Here is a 13,846-nt window from a genome sequence, read left to right as displayed (position 1 = left end):
TCAACTCTGGTGGCGCCTTTGACCGGCGGGCCGCCCTAGCGGGCCGTCTTCAGCCGGCCGCGCTGGGCGTCGCGGTTGCGTTCGAAGACCAGCCGCAGGCCGTGCAGGGTCAGGTGCTGTTCGTAGTGGCTGACGGTTTGCAGCTCGGGCAGCAGCAGGGGCGCGGTGTGTCCGGTGGCCACGATCGCGACCTGATCTCCCAGGTCGGTGCCGAATCCCGCCACGTCCTCACGGATGCGCCCGACCAGGCCGTCGACCAGCCCGGCGAATCCGAACACCGCCCCGGCCTGCATGCACTCGACGGTGTTCTTGCCGATCACGGACCGGGGTCGGGTCAGCTCGACTCGGCGCAGCGCGGCCGAGCGGGCCGCGGCGGCGTCGGAGGAAACCTGCAACCCGGGCGCGATCGCGCCGCCGAGGAACTCACCCTTGGCCGACACGACGTCCACGCAGATCGAGGATCCGAAGTCGATGACGATGGCGGCCGTGCCGAACTTGTGAAAGGCCGCCAGGCAGTTGACTATTCGGTCGGCGCCGACCTCTTTGGGATTGTCCACCAGCAGCGGGATGCCCGTGCGCACCCCGGGCTCGATCAGCACGTGCGGCACCGACGGCCAGTACTGGTCGAGCATGAGCCGCACCTCGTGCAGCACCGAGGGGACGGTCGACAGGGCGGCGGCGCCGGTGAGCCGCTCGGAATCGTCGCCGATCAAACCGTCGATGGTCAGGGCCAATTCGTCCGCGGTGATTTCCGCTTCGGTGCGAATCCTCCACTGCTGCACGACGTTTGCGTGCTCTTTGGCGCCCGATATCAGCCCGACGACGGTGTGGGTGTTACGGACGTCGATCGCCAGCAGCACGGCTACCGCGCAACGATCCGGGGATCCAGCAGCTCGGCCGCGTCTGCGGGCACGAACGCCGGGTCGTTGCCGAGGTCGATCGGCTTGTTGTCGGCGTCGACGAAGACGATCCGCGGCTGATAGGTCCGGGCCTCCGCCTCCTCCATGGTCCCGTACGCGATCAGGATCACCAGATCGCCGGGGTGGACGAGATGTGCTGCCGCACCGTTGATTCCGATCACTCCGCTGCCGCGTTCGCCGGTGATGGCGTAGGTGACGAGCCGGGCACCGTTGTCGATGTCGACGATGGTCACCTGTTCGCCTTCGAGCAGGTCCGCGGCGTCCATCAGATCGGCGTCGATGGTCACCGAGCCCACGTAGTGCAGGTCGGCCTGCGTGACGGTGGCCCGGTGGATCTTCGACCTGAGCATCGTCCGTAGCATCAGTTCCTCCAAGGTGATTGGGCGTATTCGTGATTACCGTCCGGCCCGGAGGTGCCGGCGGGAGTTTCGATCTGCATTTCGACGTTGTCCAGCAGCCTGGTGGTACCCAGCCGCGCCGCGACCAGCAGCCGGGCCGACCCGTGGGCGGGCGCCGGACCGAGCCCGGCGTCGCGCAATTCGAGGTAGTCGACCGTGAGCGCGGGCACGGCGTCGAGCACCGCGCGCGCCGCGTCCAGCGCGGCCGCCCCGCCGCGGTGGGCGGCATGGGCGGCGGCGGTCAGCGCGGCCGAAAGCGTCACGGCCAGTTCACGTTGCGTGGGGTCCAGATAGCGGTTGCGCGACGACATCGCCAGCCCGTCGCCTTCCCGCACGGTCGGCACTCCGACGACCTGCACGTCGATGTTGAGGTCGGCGACCATCTGGCGGATCATCACCAGCTGCTGATAATCCTTCTCGCCGAAGAAGATCCGGTCCGGGCGCACGATCTGCAGCAGCTTGCACACGACGGTGAGCACGCCGGCGAAATGGGTGGGCCGGTGGCGGCCCTCGAGTTCGGCGGCCAGCGGCCCGGGCTGCACCGTGGTGCGCAAACCGTCGGGGTACATCGCCGTGGCCGTTGGGGCGAAGACGATTTCGACGCCTTCTTCGCGCAGCAGCGCGAGGTCGTCGTCCATGGTCCGGGGATAGGCGTCGAGATCCTCGCCGGCGCCGAATTGCAGCGGGTTGACGAAGATCGAGACCACGACCACCGACCCGGGCACCCGCTTGGCGGCACGCACCAGCGCCAGATGGCCGTCGTGCAGCGCGCCCATGGTGGGCACCAGCATCACCCGGCGGCCGGTGTGGCGCAGGGCGCGGCTGACGTCGGTGACGTCGCGCGGGTTCGGGTACAGGTTGAGTTCGCCCGCCTTGAAGGCCGGGGGCTTGCCGGGGGTCATGGCGCCAGCACCTCGACGACGTCTTGGGGAGCGCGTGCGCGCTGGGCGGTGCGCAGGGCATTCACCCGATACGCCTGCGCCAGTTCGGGTCCGACCTGGGCGAGCGCGGCCAGATGCCCGGCGACCGCGGCCGCGTCGCCACGCGCGACCGGGCCGGTGAGCGCGGCTTGCCCGCGTTGCAGGGTGTTCTCCAGCGCGGCCCGGGCCAGCGGCCCGACGATGCGTTCGGCGATGCCGCCCGGCTGGTCGTCGACGGACTGCTGGCCGAGCAGCTCGCTGCCGCGCAGCGCGGCGCGCAACGCCTCCAGGGCGTCCGCGAGCACGGTCACGATGTGGTTGCCCGCGTGGGCCAGCGCCGCGTGGTAGAGGACGCGGGCGTCCTCGGCGACGCAGAACGGCTCTCCGCCCATCTCCAGGACGAGCGATTGACCGATCGCGTATCCGACCTCGTCGGCCGCCGTGACGCCGAAGCAGGTGTCCGGCAGCCTGCTGATGTCCTCGTCGGAGCCGGTGAACGTCATGGCCGGGTGGATCGCCAGCGGGATGCAGCCCTGCTCGGCCAGCGGCGCGAGGACGCCCACCCCGTTGGCGCCGGACGTGTGGACCACGATGGTGCCGGGCCGCACCGCCGAGGTCGCGGCCAGCCCGGACACCAGGCCGGCGAGTTCGGCGTCGGGAACCGCGAGCAGCAGCAGTTCGGCGGCGGCGGCGACGTCCGGCGGCGTCGCCACCGGGGTGTCGGGCAGCCGGCGCTGGGCCCGCTGCCGCGACGCATGGGAGATGGCGCTGCACGCCACCACGACGTGGTCCGCGCGCTCCAGCGCGACACCGAGCGCGGTGCCCACCCGGCCGGCGGAGATGATTCCCACCTTGAGCCTGGCCGGGCGCAGACCGTCGAACTGCACCATCGCAGACGACCTCACAGATTCTTGGTTCGTTCCGGTCCCACCGGGTGGGTACCGTTCGGTCACAAAGACTCTAGTCGATTACCAGGCGTTTCCCAATGTGAGGAAGCTCCCAGCTCCGCCTTGGCGGCTATTCACGTCTGCGGCGCCGGCCGCCTTCGGAGGGCTGCACCTGCAGGCGGGCCAGCAAGTCGGCGACCGACTGGCCGCCCGTCGAGGTGCTCTCGCCGACGGCGTCGGCGTCCTCGGGCTGCGGTTCGCCGCCGTGCCGGGGCGCGTGCTCCGGTACCGGCGGTGGCGCCAGCCGCGGTGGCGGGGGCGCGGCGGCGGGCGGTCCCTGGTGCGCCGGGGGTGGCGGCGCCTGCGGCTCGCTGCCGGGAGCGAAATTGCGCATCCCGTAGTCGCGGTATTCCGCCGAGTGGCGGGACCGCGCCCGGCGGCCGGACTCGGTGTAGGGCGGTGGGGGTGGTGGCTCGACGGGCGGGCCGTCCCAGGCTTCGTCCCGGGGTTCGTCTCGGGATTCGTCGGGGCCCGAATGCCGTGCGCGCCGCCGCCCGCCCGCCGATTCGCCGGCGGCGGCCGCGGCCCAGTTGCTGCCCGGCGCCCCGGGCGGCAACCACTGCCCTTCCGCGGCCGCCGGCTGCCATTCCTGGCGTCGCCGTTCCGCCTGCGGTTGCGGTTCGGGCTCCGGCGGGGGCTGCGGTTCGGGTTCCGGTTCCGGCGGCGGCGGTTGGTGACGAGGTTCGAACCGCGGCTCCGGCGGTGCGGTGTAGGTGGGCTCCTGCGGTGCGGCGTAGGCGGGATCCGGCGCCGGATACGCGGGTTCTTGGGCCGGTTCGTACTGGTAGCGGGCTCGTTCCCGCCGGGGTGGCGGCGGCTGGCGGGGCGGCAGCAGGGGTTCTTCGGGCACGTCGATGATGGCCGTCTCGTCGGCGCGGCCCCGCGCGTTGTCCTGGGGCACCGACGTGACCCGATCGCTGGACACCCAATCGACGGGGTTGTCGCGCGGGGTCTCCCCGTTGCGATCCCACTCGCTGTACGCGCGCTCCGGTTGCGGCTCGGTCTCGACCGTCCCGAGGGCCGGGCGGTGCGCGAGGTCGGTGTCGAACAGAATCTCCAGGCTGGTGCGCAATGCGCTCAGCTCCGCGCGCAGCTCGGCCAGATCGTCGGCGGCCTGGGCGCGCAGCTCCGAGGCCAGCTCGCGACGCAGCTGGGACTCCACGGTCAGTTCGTATTCGCGCCGGGCCGAGATCTCCCGGTCGAGCTGGAGGTCGTAGACCAACTTGAGGTCGCGGACACGGGCCTGGTCGGCGTCGCTTTGGCGGCGATAGAGCACGGACACGAAGGCGCCGGCGACCGCGGCCCACAGCGCCAGGATCACAGCGAGCTTGAGGAGTTCCACCCGATTGGTGAAAACCAATGCGGAACTGGCACCTATCGCGAGGACCAGCAACGCGGTCAAGAGCACCCACCCCGGCCTGCGGCCGCCGCGCCGGACCCGGGCGCCGCGGGACAGAACGGTCATGGCCTGACTGTACCTGCGCGAGGTCAATCCGCGTGTCGCCCTACTCCGGCGATTCTCACGTGGGTTGATCCGCGACTCGATCGGCCCTAGGTTTCGGCGCCCTCGCCGTGATCGGTCGGGTCGTACGGGGACTTGCAGCAATGTTGCAGCCACAGCGCGGCAACCACCAATGCCAGCGCGCTGATGGCCGCCACCACCGTTCCGGAGGTGTCCTCGGCGGCGGCCCGCAGCCAGGACCGGCGCGGCAGGAAGTACACCAGCAGTCCCACCCACCAGCCCAGCATCACCGCCCCCACCCAGGCCGAGGCCTTGGCGACCATCAGGCTGCGCGCCACCGCGAGCGGGTGCAGCCTGCCCGGACCGGGGCCGATTTCGCCGTCGCTGATCTTGGCGCGCACGTAGCGCGCCCACAGCGCCTCGCCGATGGCCACCGCCAGCAGCGACAGGCCGGTCAACACCGTGATCGGGGGAAACCACCGGTACAGGCCCGTGACCAGCAGGTAAGCCAGCACGGCAGCGCCGACCACCGCGGCCGACAGGTCACGCTTGCGGGTGGGTCCCATCAGGTTTTGCGCTCGAGCGTCAGGCTGGTCGGCCGCACACCCTCGCGGTCGGCATCTTCCAGCTGGGCGAGCAGGCCGGCGATCGGTTGCGGACCGCCGGCCAGGGTCAGCCGCGCGTCCGGGTCGACGGCCAGCCACGGGATCAGCACGAAGGCCCGTAAATGGGCCAGCGGATGCGGCAGCGTCAGGTTGTTCTCCCGGGAGGTCACCTCGGTTTGCCCGTAACAGGCGATGAGATCGACGTCGAGGGTGCGCGGCCCCCAGCGCTCGCCGCGGACCCGGCCCGCCGCCCGCTCGAACTCCTGCGCCCGGGCCAGCCAGCCCTGCCCGTCGCAGGCCGGGTCGTCGGCGATCAGCACCGCGTTGAGGAACGGCGCCTGATCCACCCGGCCCCAGGGGTCGGTCTCGTACACCGGCGACACGGCGAGCACCGTGTCCCCCAGCCCGTCGACGACCGACTGCAACCGCGCCAGCCGGTCCCCCAGGTTGGAGCCGACGGACAACACCACACGCGTCATAACGGCACCACCGAACCTCGACCCCGCCGCGACCGCCGCACCACCACCGAGACGTCGGCGAACTGCTGCGGGATCGGGGCCTGCGGCTTGTGCACCACCACCTCGACGGCGTGCACGCGTTCGTCGTCCATCACCTGATCGGCGATCTGGGCGCCGACGGTTTCGATCAGGTTGCGCGCGGGTCCCGCCACGACGTCGGCCGCCAGCTGGGCCAGCGCGGCGTAGTCGTAGGTGTCGACGAGGTCATCGGTGGCGGCGGCCGACGCCAGGTCGATCCACACCGTGACGTCGATGACAAAGTCCTGCCCGTTCGCGCGTTCGTGGTCGAAAACCCCGTGTTGTCCGCGAACCTTCAACCCGCGCAACTCGATTCGATCAGCCATCGTGTTCAGCCAGCCCAGTGTGAGTCTCGTCGTTCCACGCCGCCACGACCTTGAGCGCATCGACCGTGGCGCGCACGTCGTGCACCCGCACGCCCCAAGCCCCGTGCAACGCGGCCAGCGCGGAAATCACCGCGGTCGCCGTCTCGCGCCCGTCGGGCGGGCGCGGAGAGCCGTCGGGCCCGGCCAACAACGTACCGAGGAACCGTTTGCGCGATGCGCCCAGCAGCACCGGGATCCCGGTGCCGACCAATTGCGGCAACGCATGCAGCAGCGCCCAATTGTGTTGTGCCGTCTTGGCGAATCCCAGCCCGGGATCGATCATCAGCTGGGCGGGATCGACACCGGCCGACACCGCGGCGTCGACGCTGGCCAGCAACTCGGCGCGCACCTCGGCGACCACGTCGCGGTAGCTCGGGGCCGCGTGCGGACGCTCGGCCGAAACCGAGCGCCAATGCATCAGCACCCAAGGCACTTTCGCCTCGGCCAGCAGCGGCGCCATGGCGGGATCGGCCCGGCCGCCGGACACGTCGTTGACGATCCGCGCGCCGCTGCCCAGCGCCGCCCGCGCGACATCGGCGTGCATCGTGTCGATGCTCACCGTAACGCCTTGTGACGCAAGCTCTTTGATGACGGGGGCGACCCGGGAGGTCTCGACACGGGAATCGACGCGCGTGGCGCCGGGGCGGGTCGATTCCCCCCCGACGTCGACGATGCTTGCGCCGTCGGCGACCAATGCCAGTCCCTGTGCCACGGCTTTGTCGGGATCGAGATAGCGGCCGCCGTCGGAGAACGAATCGTCAGTGACGTTCAGAACTCCCATTACCTGCACAGGCGCCAGGCTCACTTACGCAGGATGAGGTCGAGCGCTTCGGCTCGAGAAGCGGCGTTGGTTTTGAACAGACCGCGCACCGCCGAGGTCGTGGTCGTCGCCCCGGGTTTGCGGACACCGCGCATCGCCATGCACAGGTGCTCGGCCTCGACCACGACGATCACGCCGCGCGGATTGAGCTTTTTCACCAGGGCGTCGGCGATTTGGCTGGTGAGCCGTTCCTGCACCTGGGGCCGCTTGGCGTACAGGTCGACCAGCCGTGCGATCTTCGACAGGCCGGTGACCCGGCCGTCGTTGCCCGGGATGTAGCCGACGTGGGCCACCCCGTGGAACGACACCAGGTGGTGTTCGCACGTGGAGTACAGCGGGATTTCCTTGACCAGCACCAGCTCGTCGTGGTCCTCGTCGAACATGGTGTTCAACACGGAGTCCGGATCGGTGTAGAGCCCGGCGAACATTTCCTGGTAGGCGCGGGCCACGCGGGCCGGGGTTTCCCGCAGGCCGTGCCGGTCCGGGTCTTCGCCGATCGCGCACAGCAACTCGCGGACCGCGGCCTCGGCACGCTCCTGGTCGAAGACCCGCATCTGGAACATCGCGGTGTCCGGCAGTGCCATCGAATCCTCCGTTTGCTCAGCCGTGGGCCGGCGGATTGGACCGGCTTACGTCGTCATCCTGCCGGTCGGGTGAGCCACCCTCCGGGGCGGGCTGGCCCGGTGGGGGATACGGCGGATACGGCGGGTACGACGGCTGCGCCTGACCCGGGTGACCGGCACGACCCGGCCCGCCCGGATACCCCTGCTGGTGGCCGGCGTGGCCCTGCTGTCCGGGATACGGCTGCGGGCCCGGGTAGCTGGGCGCCGGTTGCTGCCAGTAGGGCTGCTGGGGCGACTGTGCCGGCGGATGCCAATAGTTGGGCTGCGGCTGCTGCGATTGCTGCGGCGGCCATCCCGGCGCGCGCCAACCGGCCGGCGCGCCGTAGTCGGGTTGGGTGGGCCCGGGCGGCGCACCCTTACCGCTGCCCTGGCTCCCGTGAGAACCGTTGCCGCCGTTGGCGTTTCGGGAGGCCTCCAGTCGTGCCGCTTCGCTGGCCCGTGCGATGGCCGCCTTGAAGGCCGGCTCGGGGGTGGGCGGCGGCCAGGGCTCGCCACGCTCGATGGCCAGCTCGCCGGGGGTCTTGATCGGCGGCTTGTCCGACGGGATGCGGCCACCGAAGTCGTCGAACATGGTGAGCCGCGGGCGCTTTTCGACGCCGGAGAAGATGCCTTCCAGCTCGGCCCGGTGCAAGGTTTCCTTTTCCAGCAGCTCGCCCGCCAGGGTGTCGAGGATGTCGCGGTATTCGGTGAGGATCTCCCACGCCTCGGTGTGCGCGGCCTCGATCAGCTTGCGGATCTCGTCGTCGATGTCGCGGGCGACCTCGTGCGAATAGTCCGCTTGCGTTCCCATGGTGCGGCCCAGGAACGGGTCGCCGTGTTCCGAACCGTATTTGACCGCACCAAGTTTGGAGCTCATCCCGAATTCGGTGACCATGGCGCGCGCGATCTTGGTGGCCTGCTCGATGTCTGACACCGCGCCCGTGGTCGGTTCCCGGAAAACCAACTCCTCGGCGGCGCGCCCGCCCATCGCAAACACCAACTGCGCGATCATCTCCGAGCGGGTCCGCAGTCCCTTGTCTTCCTCCGGCACCGCCACCGCGTGCCCGCCGGTGCGGCCCCGCGCCAGGATCGTCACCTTGTAGATCGGCTCGATGTCGGGCATCGCCCAGGCCGCCAGGGTGTGGCCGCCTTCGTGATAGGCGGTGATCTTCTTTTCCTGCTCGCTGATGATGCGGCCCTTGCGGCGCGGGCCGCCGATCACCCGGTCCACCGCCTCTTCCAAGGCGGCGCTGGTGATGACGGTGCCGTTCTCCCGGGCGGTGAGCAGCGCCGCCTCGTTGATCACGTTGGCCAGGTCGGCGCCGGTCATGCCGACGGTCCGCTTGGCCAGCCCGGCAAGGTCGGCGTCCGGGCCGATCGGCTTGCCCTTGGAGTGCACCTCCAGCACCGCTTTACGACCCGCCAGGTCCGGGTTGGACACCGGGATCTGCCGGTCGAAGCGGCCGGGCCGCAGCAGCGCCGGGTCCAGGATGTCGGGCCGGTTGGTGGCCGCGATCAGGATGACGCCGGCCCGCGGGTCGAACCCGTCCATTTCGACCAGCAACTGGTTCAGCGTCTGCTCGCGCTCGTCATGCCCGCCGCCCAGGCCCGCGCCGCGCTGGCGGCCCACGGCGTCGATCTCGTCGACGAAGATGATGCACGGGTTGTTCTGTTTGGCCTGGTCGAACAGATCGCGCACCCGGGACGCGCCGACACCGACGAACATCTCGACGAAGTCCGAGCCGGAGATGGTGAAAAACGGGACGCCGGCCTCGCCGGCCACCGCGCGGGCAAGCAGGGTCTTACCGGTCCCGGGCGGGCCGTAGAGCAGCACGCCCCGGGGGATCTTGGCGCCCAGCGCCTGATAGCGACCGGGGTTCTGCAGGAAGTCCTTGATCTCGTAAAGCTCCTCGACCGCCTCGTCGACGCCGGCGACGTCGGCGAACGTGGTCTTGGGCATGTCCTTGGAAAGCTGCTTGGCGCGCGATTTGCCGAATCCGAAGCCCATGCGGGCGCCGCCCTGCATGCGGGAGAACATCACGAACAGCCCCACCAGCAGCAGCAGCGGCAGGACGTAGACCAACAGCTCGCCGAGGATGCTGCCCTGGTTGACGACGGTGCTGACCTTCGCGTTCTTGGCGGTCAGCGCGTTGAACAGGTCGACCGCATACCCGCTGGGATATTTGGTGATGACCTTGTCGGAATTGTCCGTGTCGCCATTGCCCTTCTTCAGGGTCAGGCGCAGCTGTTGTTCGCGATCGTCGATTTGTGCGCTTTTGACGTTGTCGCCGTTGATTTGGGACATCGCCACGGACGTGTCGACGGGCTTATAGCCGCGAGTGTCGTCGCTGAAGTAGAAGAACGACCAGCCGAGCAGCACCACGACAGCGATCGCCGTGATGGTGCGAATAACGTTTTTCCGGTTCATCAATCATCGGCCTTGCTGGCCAGGTCCTTCCCCGATATACACGCAGCTGGAACAGTCCAGGCTACCGCCTGTGGCGATCGCCAGCTCCGGCAGAGCCGGGGCGAAGCGGGTCGCCACCATCTGCCCTGTGGCGATCGCCAGCTCCGGCAGAGCCGGGCTGTCCAGTTAACGATCGGCAGTTCCCAGGCCGACGGGCTCACTCGTAGTAGCGGGCCTCGATGACATTGCCGTCTGGATCGGCGAAGTAGTACGTGTGCGGCGACCATCCCCGCGCGCCGAAGCTGTGGTGCAGCCGCACGCTGGTGTCCACGCCTGCCGCCTGCAGGCGCGCATCGAGGGCGTCGTATTCGGGTTTCGTCAGGGCAAGGCAGACGTGATTGACCGGTTGGCCGGCGCTCCCTTCGACCACCGCGGACGACGCCGCGCCGGAAGCCATCTCGAGTGGCATCAGGTCGATGATGGAGTCCTCGGAAACCCGCACGCTCGGGAAGGGCGCCTCGCCGGCCTCGAACTCGGCGAACCGCACCGGCGTCAGGCCGACGATCCTCGAGTAGAAGTCCATCGCCGCGCGCGGATCCTTCGTCCACAGAACTACGTGGTCCAATCGCATGCACAAATTATGCTGCGCGGAGGCGAAGAGACCCTTCTCAGTCCGCAACCGTTGTGCTTTGGTGAGACGGTGCCCCCAACCCAACGGTTAGTAGATACCAATGGTGTGCGGCTGCGGGTGACCGAAGCGGGCAACCGCGGCGCACCCGTGGTGATCCTGGCCCACGGCTTTCCCGAACTGGCCCACTCCTGGCGCCACCAGATAGACGTCCTCGCGCAAGCCGGCTACCACGTGCTGGCGCCCGATCAGCGCGGCTACGGCGGTTCGGATCGCCCGGATGCCGTCGAGGCGTACGACATTCACCAGTTGACCGCAGACCTTGTCGGTCTGCTCGACGACGTCGGCGCCGAGCGCGCCGTGTGGATCGGGCACGACTGGGGCGCGGCCGTGGTGTGGAACGCTCCGCTGCTGCACCCCGACCGGGTCGCGGCCGTCGCCGCGCTCAGCGTGCCCGTGACGCCCCGGCCCAAGGCGGCCCCCACGGCCAGGTGGCGCAAAATATTCGGCGAGAACTTCTTCTACATCCTGTATTTCCAGGAGCCCGGCGTCGCAGATGCCGAACTCAATGGTGCTCCCGCGCTTTTCCTGCACCGGATGATGGCCAGCGCAGGAACGTCGGGCGACCAAGCCGCGGCGCTGCGGATGGCGGCCCCGGGTCCGGAAGGCTTCATCGAACGCCTTCCCGAACCCAATGGTCTGCCGGACTGGATCAGCCAGGCCGAGCTCGACCACTACATCGGCGAGTTTTCCCGCACCGGATTCACCGGCGGGCTCAACTGGTATCGCAACTTCGACCGCAACTGGGAAACCACCGCCGAACTCGACGGGGTGAAGATCTCGGTGCCGTGTTTGTTCATCGGTGGGACGGCCGATCCTGTCCTGTCCTTCACTCCCGTCGACCGCGCATCGGAGATGGTTTCCGGTCCGTATCGGCAGCTGATGATCGACGGCGCCGGGCATTGGCTGCAACAGGAGCGCCCCGACGAGGTGAACGCGGCGTTATTGGAATTCCTCAACGGATTGGAGCTTTGATGAGCGCGCCCCTGCGTTTCGGTGTCTTTATCACACCATTTCACCCGGTCGGTCAATCCCCAACGGTGGCACTGGAATACGACATGGAACGCGTCGTCGCGCTGGATCGGCTCGGGTTCGACGAGGCGTGGTTCGGCGAACACCACTCCGGTGGCTACGAGCTGATCGCCTGCCCGGAGGTATTCATCGCCGCGGCGGCCGAGCGGACCAAACACATCCGGCTGGGCACCGGAGTGGTGTCGCTGCCCTATCACCATCCGCTGATGGTGGCCGACCGCTGGGTGTTGCTGGACCACCTGACCCGCGGCCGGGTCATGTTCGGCGCCGGTCCGGGGGCGCTGCCGTCGGACGCGTACATGATGGGCATCGATCCCGTCGATCAGCGACGGATGATGCAGGAATCCCTCGAGGCCATCCTGGCGCTGTTCCGCGCCGCACCCACCGAACGAATCGACCGCCACTCCGACTGGTTCACCCTGCGCGACGCCCAGTTACATATCCGGCCCTACACCTGGCCCTATCCCGAAATCTCCACGGCGGCAATGATTTCACCGTCAGGGCCGCGGTTGGCCGGCGCGCTGGGCACCTCGCTGCTGTCGCTGTCGATGTCGGTGCCCGGCGGCTACGCGGCGCTGGAAACCACCTGGGACGTGGTGCGCGACCAGGCCGACAAGGCCGGACGCGACGAGCCGGACCGCGGCGACTGGCGCGTCCTGAGCATCATGCACATCGCCGACAGCCGCGAGCAGGCGATCGACGATTGCACCTACGGGCTACAGGATTTCGCCAACTACTTCGGCGCCGCCGGGTTCGTCCCGTTGGCCAACAGTGTCGAAGGCACCCAGACGCCACACGAATTCGTCGCCGACTATGCGGCCAAAGGAAATTGCTGCATCGGCACGCCCGAGGACGCCATCGCCCACATCGAGGACCTGCTCGACCGCTCCGGCGGCTTCGGCACCCTGCTGATGCTCGGCCACGACTGGGCCTCACCCGAGGCGACGCACCACTGCTACGACCTGATGGCGCGCAAGGTGATTCCCCACTTCAAACGCCAACTCGAAGCCTCCCGCGCATCCCACGACTGGGCCAAGGGCAAGCGCGACCACTTGATCGGCCGGGCGGGCGAGGCCGTGGTCAAAGCCATCACCGAGCACGTCGACGAACAGAAAGATGCGGTGCACTGATGCGCGCCTCGGTATTGCGCGACGGACGCATGGTCTACCGCGACGACGTGCCCGACCCGATACCCGAAGCCGGCCAGGTGCTCGTCGGCGTGCGGGCGTGCGGAATCTGCGGCTCCGACCTGCATTTCGCCGCCCACGGCGCCCAGGTGTTGGAAATGACCGATCGGGCGGCGGGCGGCGCGGGGAGCATGCACGTCGACCTGAACCACGACATCTTCATGGGGCACGAATTCAGTGCCGAGATACTCGAAGCCGGTCCCGACACCGAGACACATCCACCGGGCACGCTGGTCACGTCGCTGCCGGTGCTGTTGTCCGCCAAGGGAGTCGAGCCGATTGTGTACAGCAACAGCACAATCGGCGGCTACGCCGAACGGATGCTGCTTTCGGCGCCGCTGCTGCTGCCCATCCCCAACGGCTTGGACTTCAAACACGCGGCCCTCACCGAACCCATGGCGGTCGGGTTGCACGCCGTCAACAAGTCCAACATCGCACCGGGCGAGACGGCCCTGGTGTTGGGCTGCGGCCCGATCGGGATCGCCATCGTCGCCGCCCTTCGGTCCAAGGGCGTCGAAACCATTGTGGCGTCGGACTTTTCGCCCAAGCGGCGCGAGCTGGCCACCGCGATGGGAGCCCACCAGACGCTGGATCCGGCGCAGGGCTCGCCCTTCGACACCGTCAAGCCCGCGGTGGTGTTCGAGGCCGTCGGGGTGCCCGGCATCATCGACGACGTCATGCTCCGGGCGCGGCCGGGCACCCGCCTGGTGGTCGCCGGGGTGTGCATGCAACCCGACACCGTGCATCCGTTCTTCGCGATCGCCAAAGAGATCAACGTGCAATTCGTGCTCGCCTACACACCCGACGAGTTCGGCGACTCGCTGCGCGCGCTGGCGGAGGGTGAGATCGACGTCAGCCCGCTGATCACCGGCGAGGTGGGCCTGGATGCGGTCGGCGCGGCCTTCGACGACCTGGCCGACCCCGAGCGGCACTGCAAGGTTCTCGTCACTCCCTGAA

At 69.0% G+C, this 13,846-nt stretch carries 15 protein-coding genes; 3 read left to right on the top strand and 12 right to left on the bottom strand.

The window, feature by feature from the left end:
• Nucleotides 1-35: 35 nt before the first annotated feature.
• The 12 genes from AC0KTM_RS27280 to AC0KTM_RS27225 form a co-directional block, all read right to left on the bottom strand.
• Nucleotides 36-860, bottom strand: a complete 825-nt coding sequence (locus tag AC0KTM_RS27280) for a type III pantothenate kinase (RefSeq protein WP_225326212.1) — start codon at nt 858-860, stop codon at nt 36-38.
• 2 nt (nt 861-862) lie between these two features.
• Nucleotides 863-1,282, bottom strand: coding sequence for an aspartate 1-decarboxylase (panD, locus tag AC0KTM_RS27275; RefSeq protein ID WP_225326321.1), 420 nt, complete (start codon nt 1,280-1,282; stop codon nt 863-865).
• Nucleotides 1,282-2,220: a pantoate--beta-alanine ligase gene (gene panC / locus AC0KTM_RS27270; protein ID WP_472417234.1), complete on the bottom strand. Its 939-nt coding sequence runs from the start codon at nt 2,218-2,220 to the stop codon at nt 1,282-1,284. Before panC ends, panD begins: the two co-directional genes overlap by 1 nt.
• The gene (locus AC0KTM_RS27265) at nt 2,217-3,128 is read right to left on the bottom strand and encodes a Rossmann-like and DUF2520 domain-containing protein (protein ID WP_238955652.1); all 912 of its coding nucleotides are present in this window, start codon (nt 3,126-3,128) and stop codon (nt 2,217-2,219) included. Before AC0KTM_RS27265 ends, panC begins: the two co-directional genes overlap by 4 nt.
• A gap of 127 nt (nt 3,129-3,255) precedes the next feature.
• The gene (locus AC0KTM_RS27260; protein ID WP_472417232.1) at nt 3,256-4,650 is read right to left on the bottom strand and encodes a DUF6779 domain-containing protein; all 1,395 of its coding nucleotides are present in this window, start codon (nt 4,648-4,650) and stop codon (nt 3,256-3,258) included.
• 86 nt (nt 4,651-4,736) lie between these two features.
• A complete protein-coding gene (locus AC0KTM_RS27255) occupies nt 4,737-5,213 on the bottom strand; it encodes a DUF3180 domain-containing protein (RefSeq protein WP_472417230.1) in 477 nt (158 codons plus the stop codon).
• Nucleotides 5,213-5,731, bottom strand: coding sequence for a 2-amino-4-hydroxy-6-hydroxymethyldihydropteridine diphosphokinase (folK, locus tag AC0KTM_RS27250; protein ID WP_472417228.1), 519 nt, complete (start codon nt 5,729-5,731; stop codon nt 5,213-5,215). Before folK ends, AC0KTM_RS27255 begins: the two co-directional genes overlap by 1 nt.
• A complete protein-coding gene (folB, locus tag AC0KTM_RS27245) occupies nt 5,728-6,114 on the bottom strand; it encodes a dihydroneopterin aldolase (protein ID WP_472417226.1) in 387 nt (128 codons plus the stop codon). The genes folK and folB overlap by 4 nt, the downstream gene beginning before the upstream one ends.
• A complete protein-coding gene (gene folP / locus AC0KTM_RS27240; RefSeq protein WP_472417224.1) occupies nt 6,107-6,958 on the bottom strand; it encodes a dihydropteroate synthase in 852 nt (283 codons plus the stop codon). The genes folB and folP overlap by 8 nt, the downstream gene beginning before the upstream one ends.
• Nucleotides 6,955-7,557, bottom strand: a complete 603-nt coding sequence (gene folE / locus AC0KTM_RS27235) for a GTP cyclohydrolase I FolE (RefSeq protein WP_225326204.1) — start codon at nt 7,555-7,557, stop codon at nt 6,955-6,957. The genes folP and folE overlap by 4 nt, the downstream gene beginning before the upstream one ends.
• Before the next feature lie 16 nt (nt 7,558-7,573).
• Complete coding sequence (gene ftsH, locus AC0KTM_RS27230; protein ID WP_472417222.1) at nt 7,574-10,003, bottom strand: ATP-dependent zinc metalloprotease FtsH; 2,430 nt, start codon at nt 10,001-10,003, stop codon at nt 7,574-7,576.
• Between the two features lie 196 nt (nt 10,004-10,199).
• On the bottom strand, nt 10,200-10,613 hold the full coding sequence (locus AC0KTM_RS27225) for a VOC family protein (RefSeq protein ID WP_472417220.1): 414 nt from the start codon (nt 10,611-10,613) through the stop codon (nt 10,200-10,202).
• 51 nt (nt 10,614-10,664) lie between these two features.
• Here AC0KTM_RS27225 and AC0KTM_RS27220 point away from each other — a divergent pair, with 51 nt between their 5' ends.
• The 3 genes from AC0KTM_RS27220 to AC0KTM_RS27210 are packed head-to-tail and all read left to right on the top strand — an operon-like array spanning nt 10,665 to nt 13,845.
• A complete protein-coding gene (locus tag AC0KTM_RS27220) occupies nt 10,665-11,645 on the top strand; it encodes an alpha/beta fold hydrolase (RefSeq protein WP_472417580.1) in 981 nt (326 codons plus the stop codon).
• Nucleotides 11,645-12,832: an LLM class flavin-dependent oxidoreductase gene (locus AC0KTM_RS27215; protein WP_225326200.1), complete on the top strand. Its 1,188-nt coding sequence runs from the start codon at nt 11,645-11,647 to the stop codon at nt 12,830-12,832. Before AC0KTM_RS27220 ends, AC0KTM_RS27215 begins: the two co-directional genes overlap by 1 nt.
• Nucleotides 12,832-13,845, top strand: coding sequence for a zinc-binding dehydrogenase (locus AC0KTM_RS27210; RefSeq protein ID WP_225326199.1), 1,014 nt, complete (start codon nt 12,832-12,834; stop codon nt 13,843-13,845). Before AC0KTM_RS27215 ends, AC0KTM_RS27210 begins: the two co-directional genes overlap by 1 nt.
• Nucleotide 13,846 lies beyond the last annotated feature (1 nt).

The organism is Mycobacterium sp. NTMscope_Eco_3 (assembly GCF_976985685.1).
The sequence above is the reverse complement of the archived record's forward strand: the minus strand, read 5'-3'. Positions and strand labels throughout refer to the sequence as shown.

Bases quoted from the DNA above. Each gene is read 5' to 3' on its own strand.
- AC0KTM_RS27210 (WP_225326199.1), top strand. From the start codon at position 12,832: ATGCGCGCCTCGGTATTGCGCGACGGACGCATGGTCTACCGCGACGAC.
- AC0KTM_RS27260 (WP_472417232.1), bottom strand. From the start codon at position 4,650: ATGACCGTTCTGTCCCGCGGCGCCCGGGTCCGGCGCGGCGGCCGCAGG.
- folE (WP_225326204.1), bottom strand. From the start codon at position 7,557: ATGGCACTGCCGGACACCGCGATGTTCCAGATGCGGGTCTTCGACCAG.
- AC0KTM_RS27255 (WP_472417230.1), bottom strand. From the start codon at position 5,213: ATGGGACCCACCCGCAAGCGTGACCTGTCGGCCGCGGTGGTCGGCGCT.
- folB (WP_472417226.1), bottom strand. From the start codon at position 6,114: ATGGCTGATCGAATCGAGTTGCGCGGGTTGAAGGTTCGCGGACAACAC.
- folK (WP_472417228.1), bottom strand. From the start codon at position 5,731: ATGACGCGTGTGGTGTTGTCCGTCGGCTCCAACCTGGGGGACCGGCTG.
- AC0KTM_RS27215 (WP_225326200.1), top strand. From the start codon at position 11,645: ATGAGCGCGCCCCTGCGTTTCGGTGTCTTTATCACACCATTTCACCCG.
- panC (WP_472417234.1), bottom strand. From the start codon at position 2,220: ATGACCCCCGGCAAGCCCCCGGCCTTCAAGGCGGGCGAACTCAACCTG.
- AC0KTM_RS27225 (WP_472417220.1), bottom strand. From the start codon at position 10,613: ATGCGATTGGACCACGTAGTTCTGTGGACGAAGGATCCGCGCGCGGCG.
- panD (WP_225326321.1), bottom strand. From the start codon at position 1,282: ATGCTACGGACGATGCTCAGGTCGAAGATCCACCGGGCCACCGTCACG.
- ftsH (WP_472417222.1), bottom strand. From the start codon at position 10,003: ATGAACCGGAAAAACGTTATTCGCACCATCACGGCGATCGCTGTCGTG.
- AC0KTM_RS27265 (WP_238955652.1), bottom strand. From the start codon at position 3,128: ATGGTGCAGTTCGACGGTCTGCGCCCGGCCAGGCTCAAGGTGGGAATC.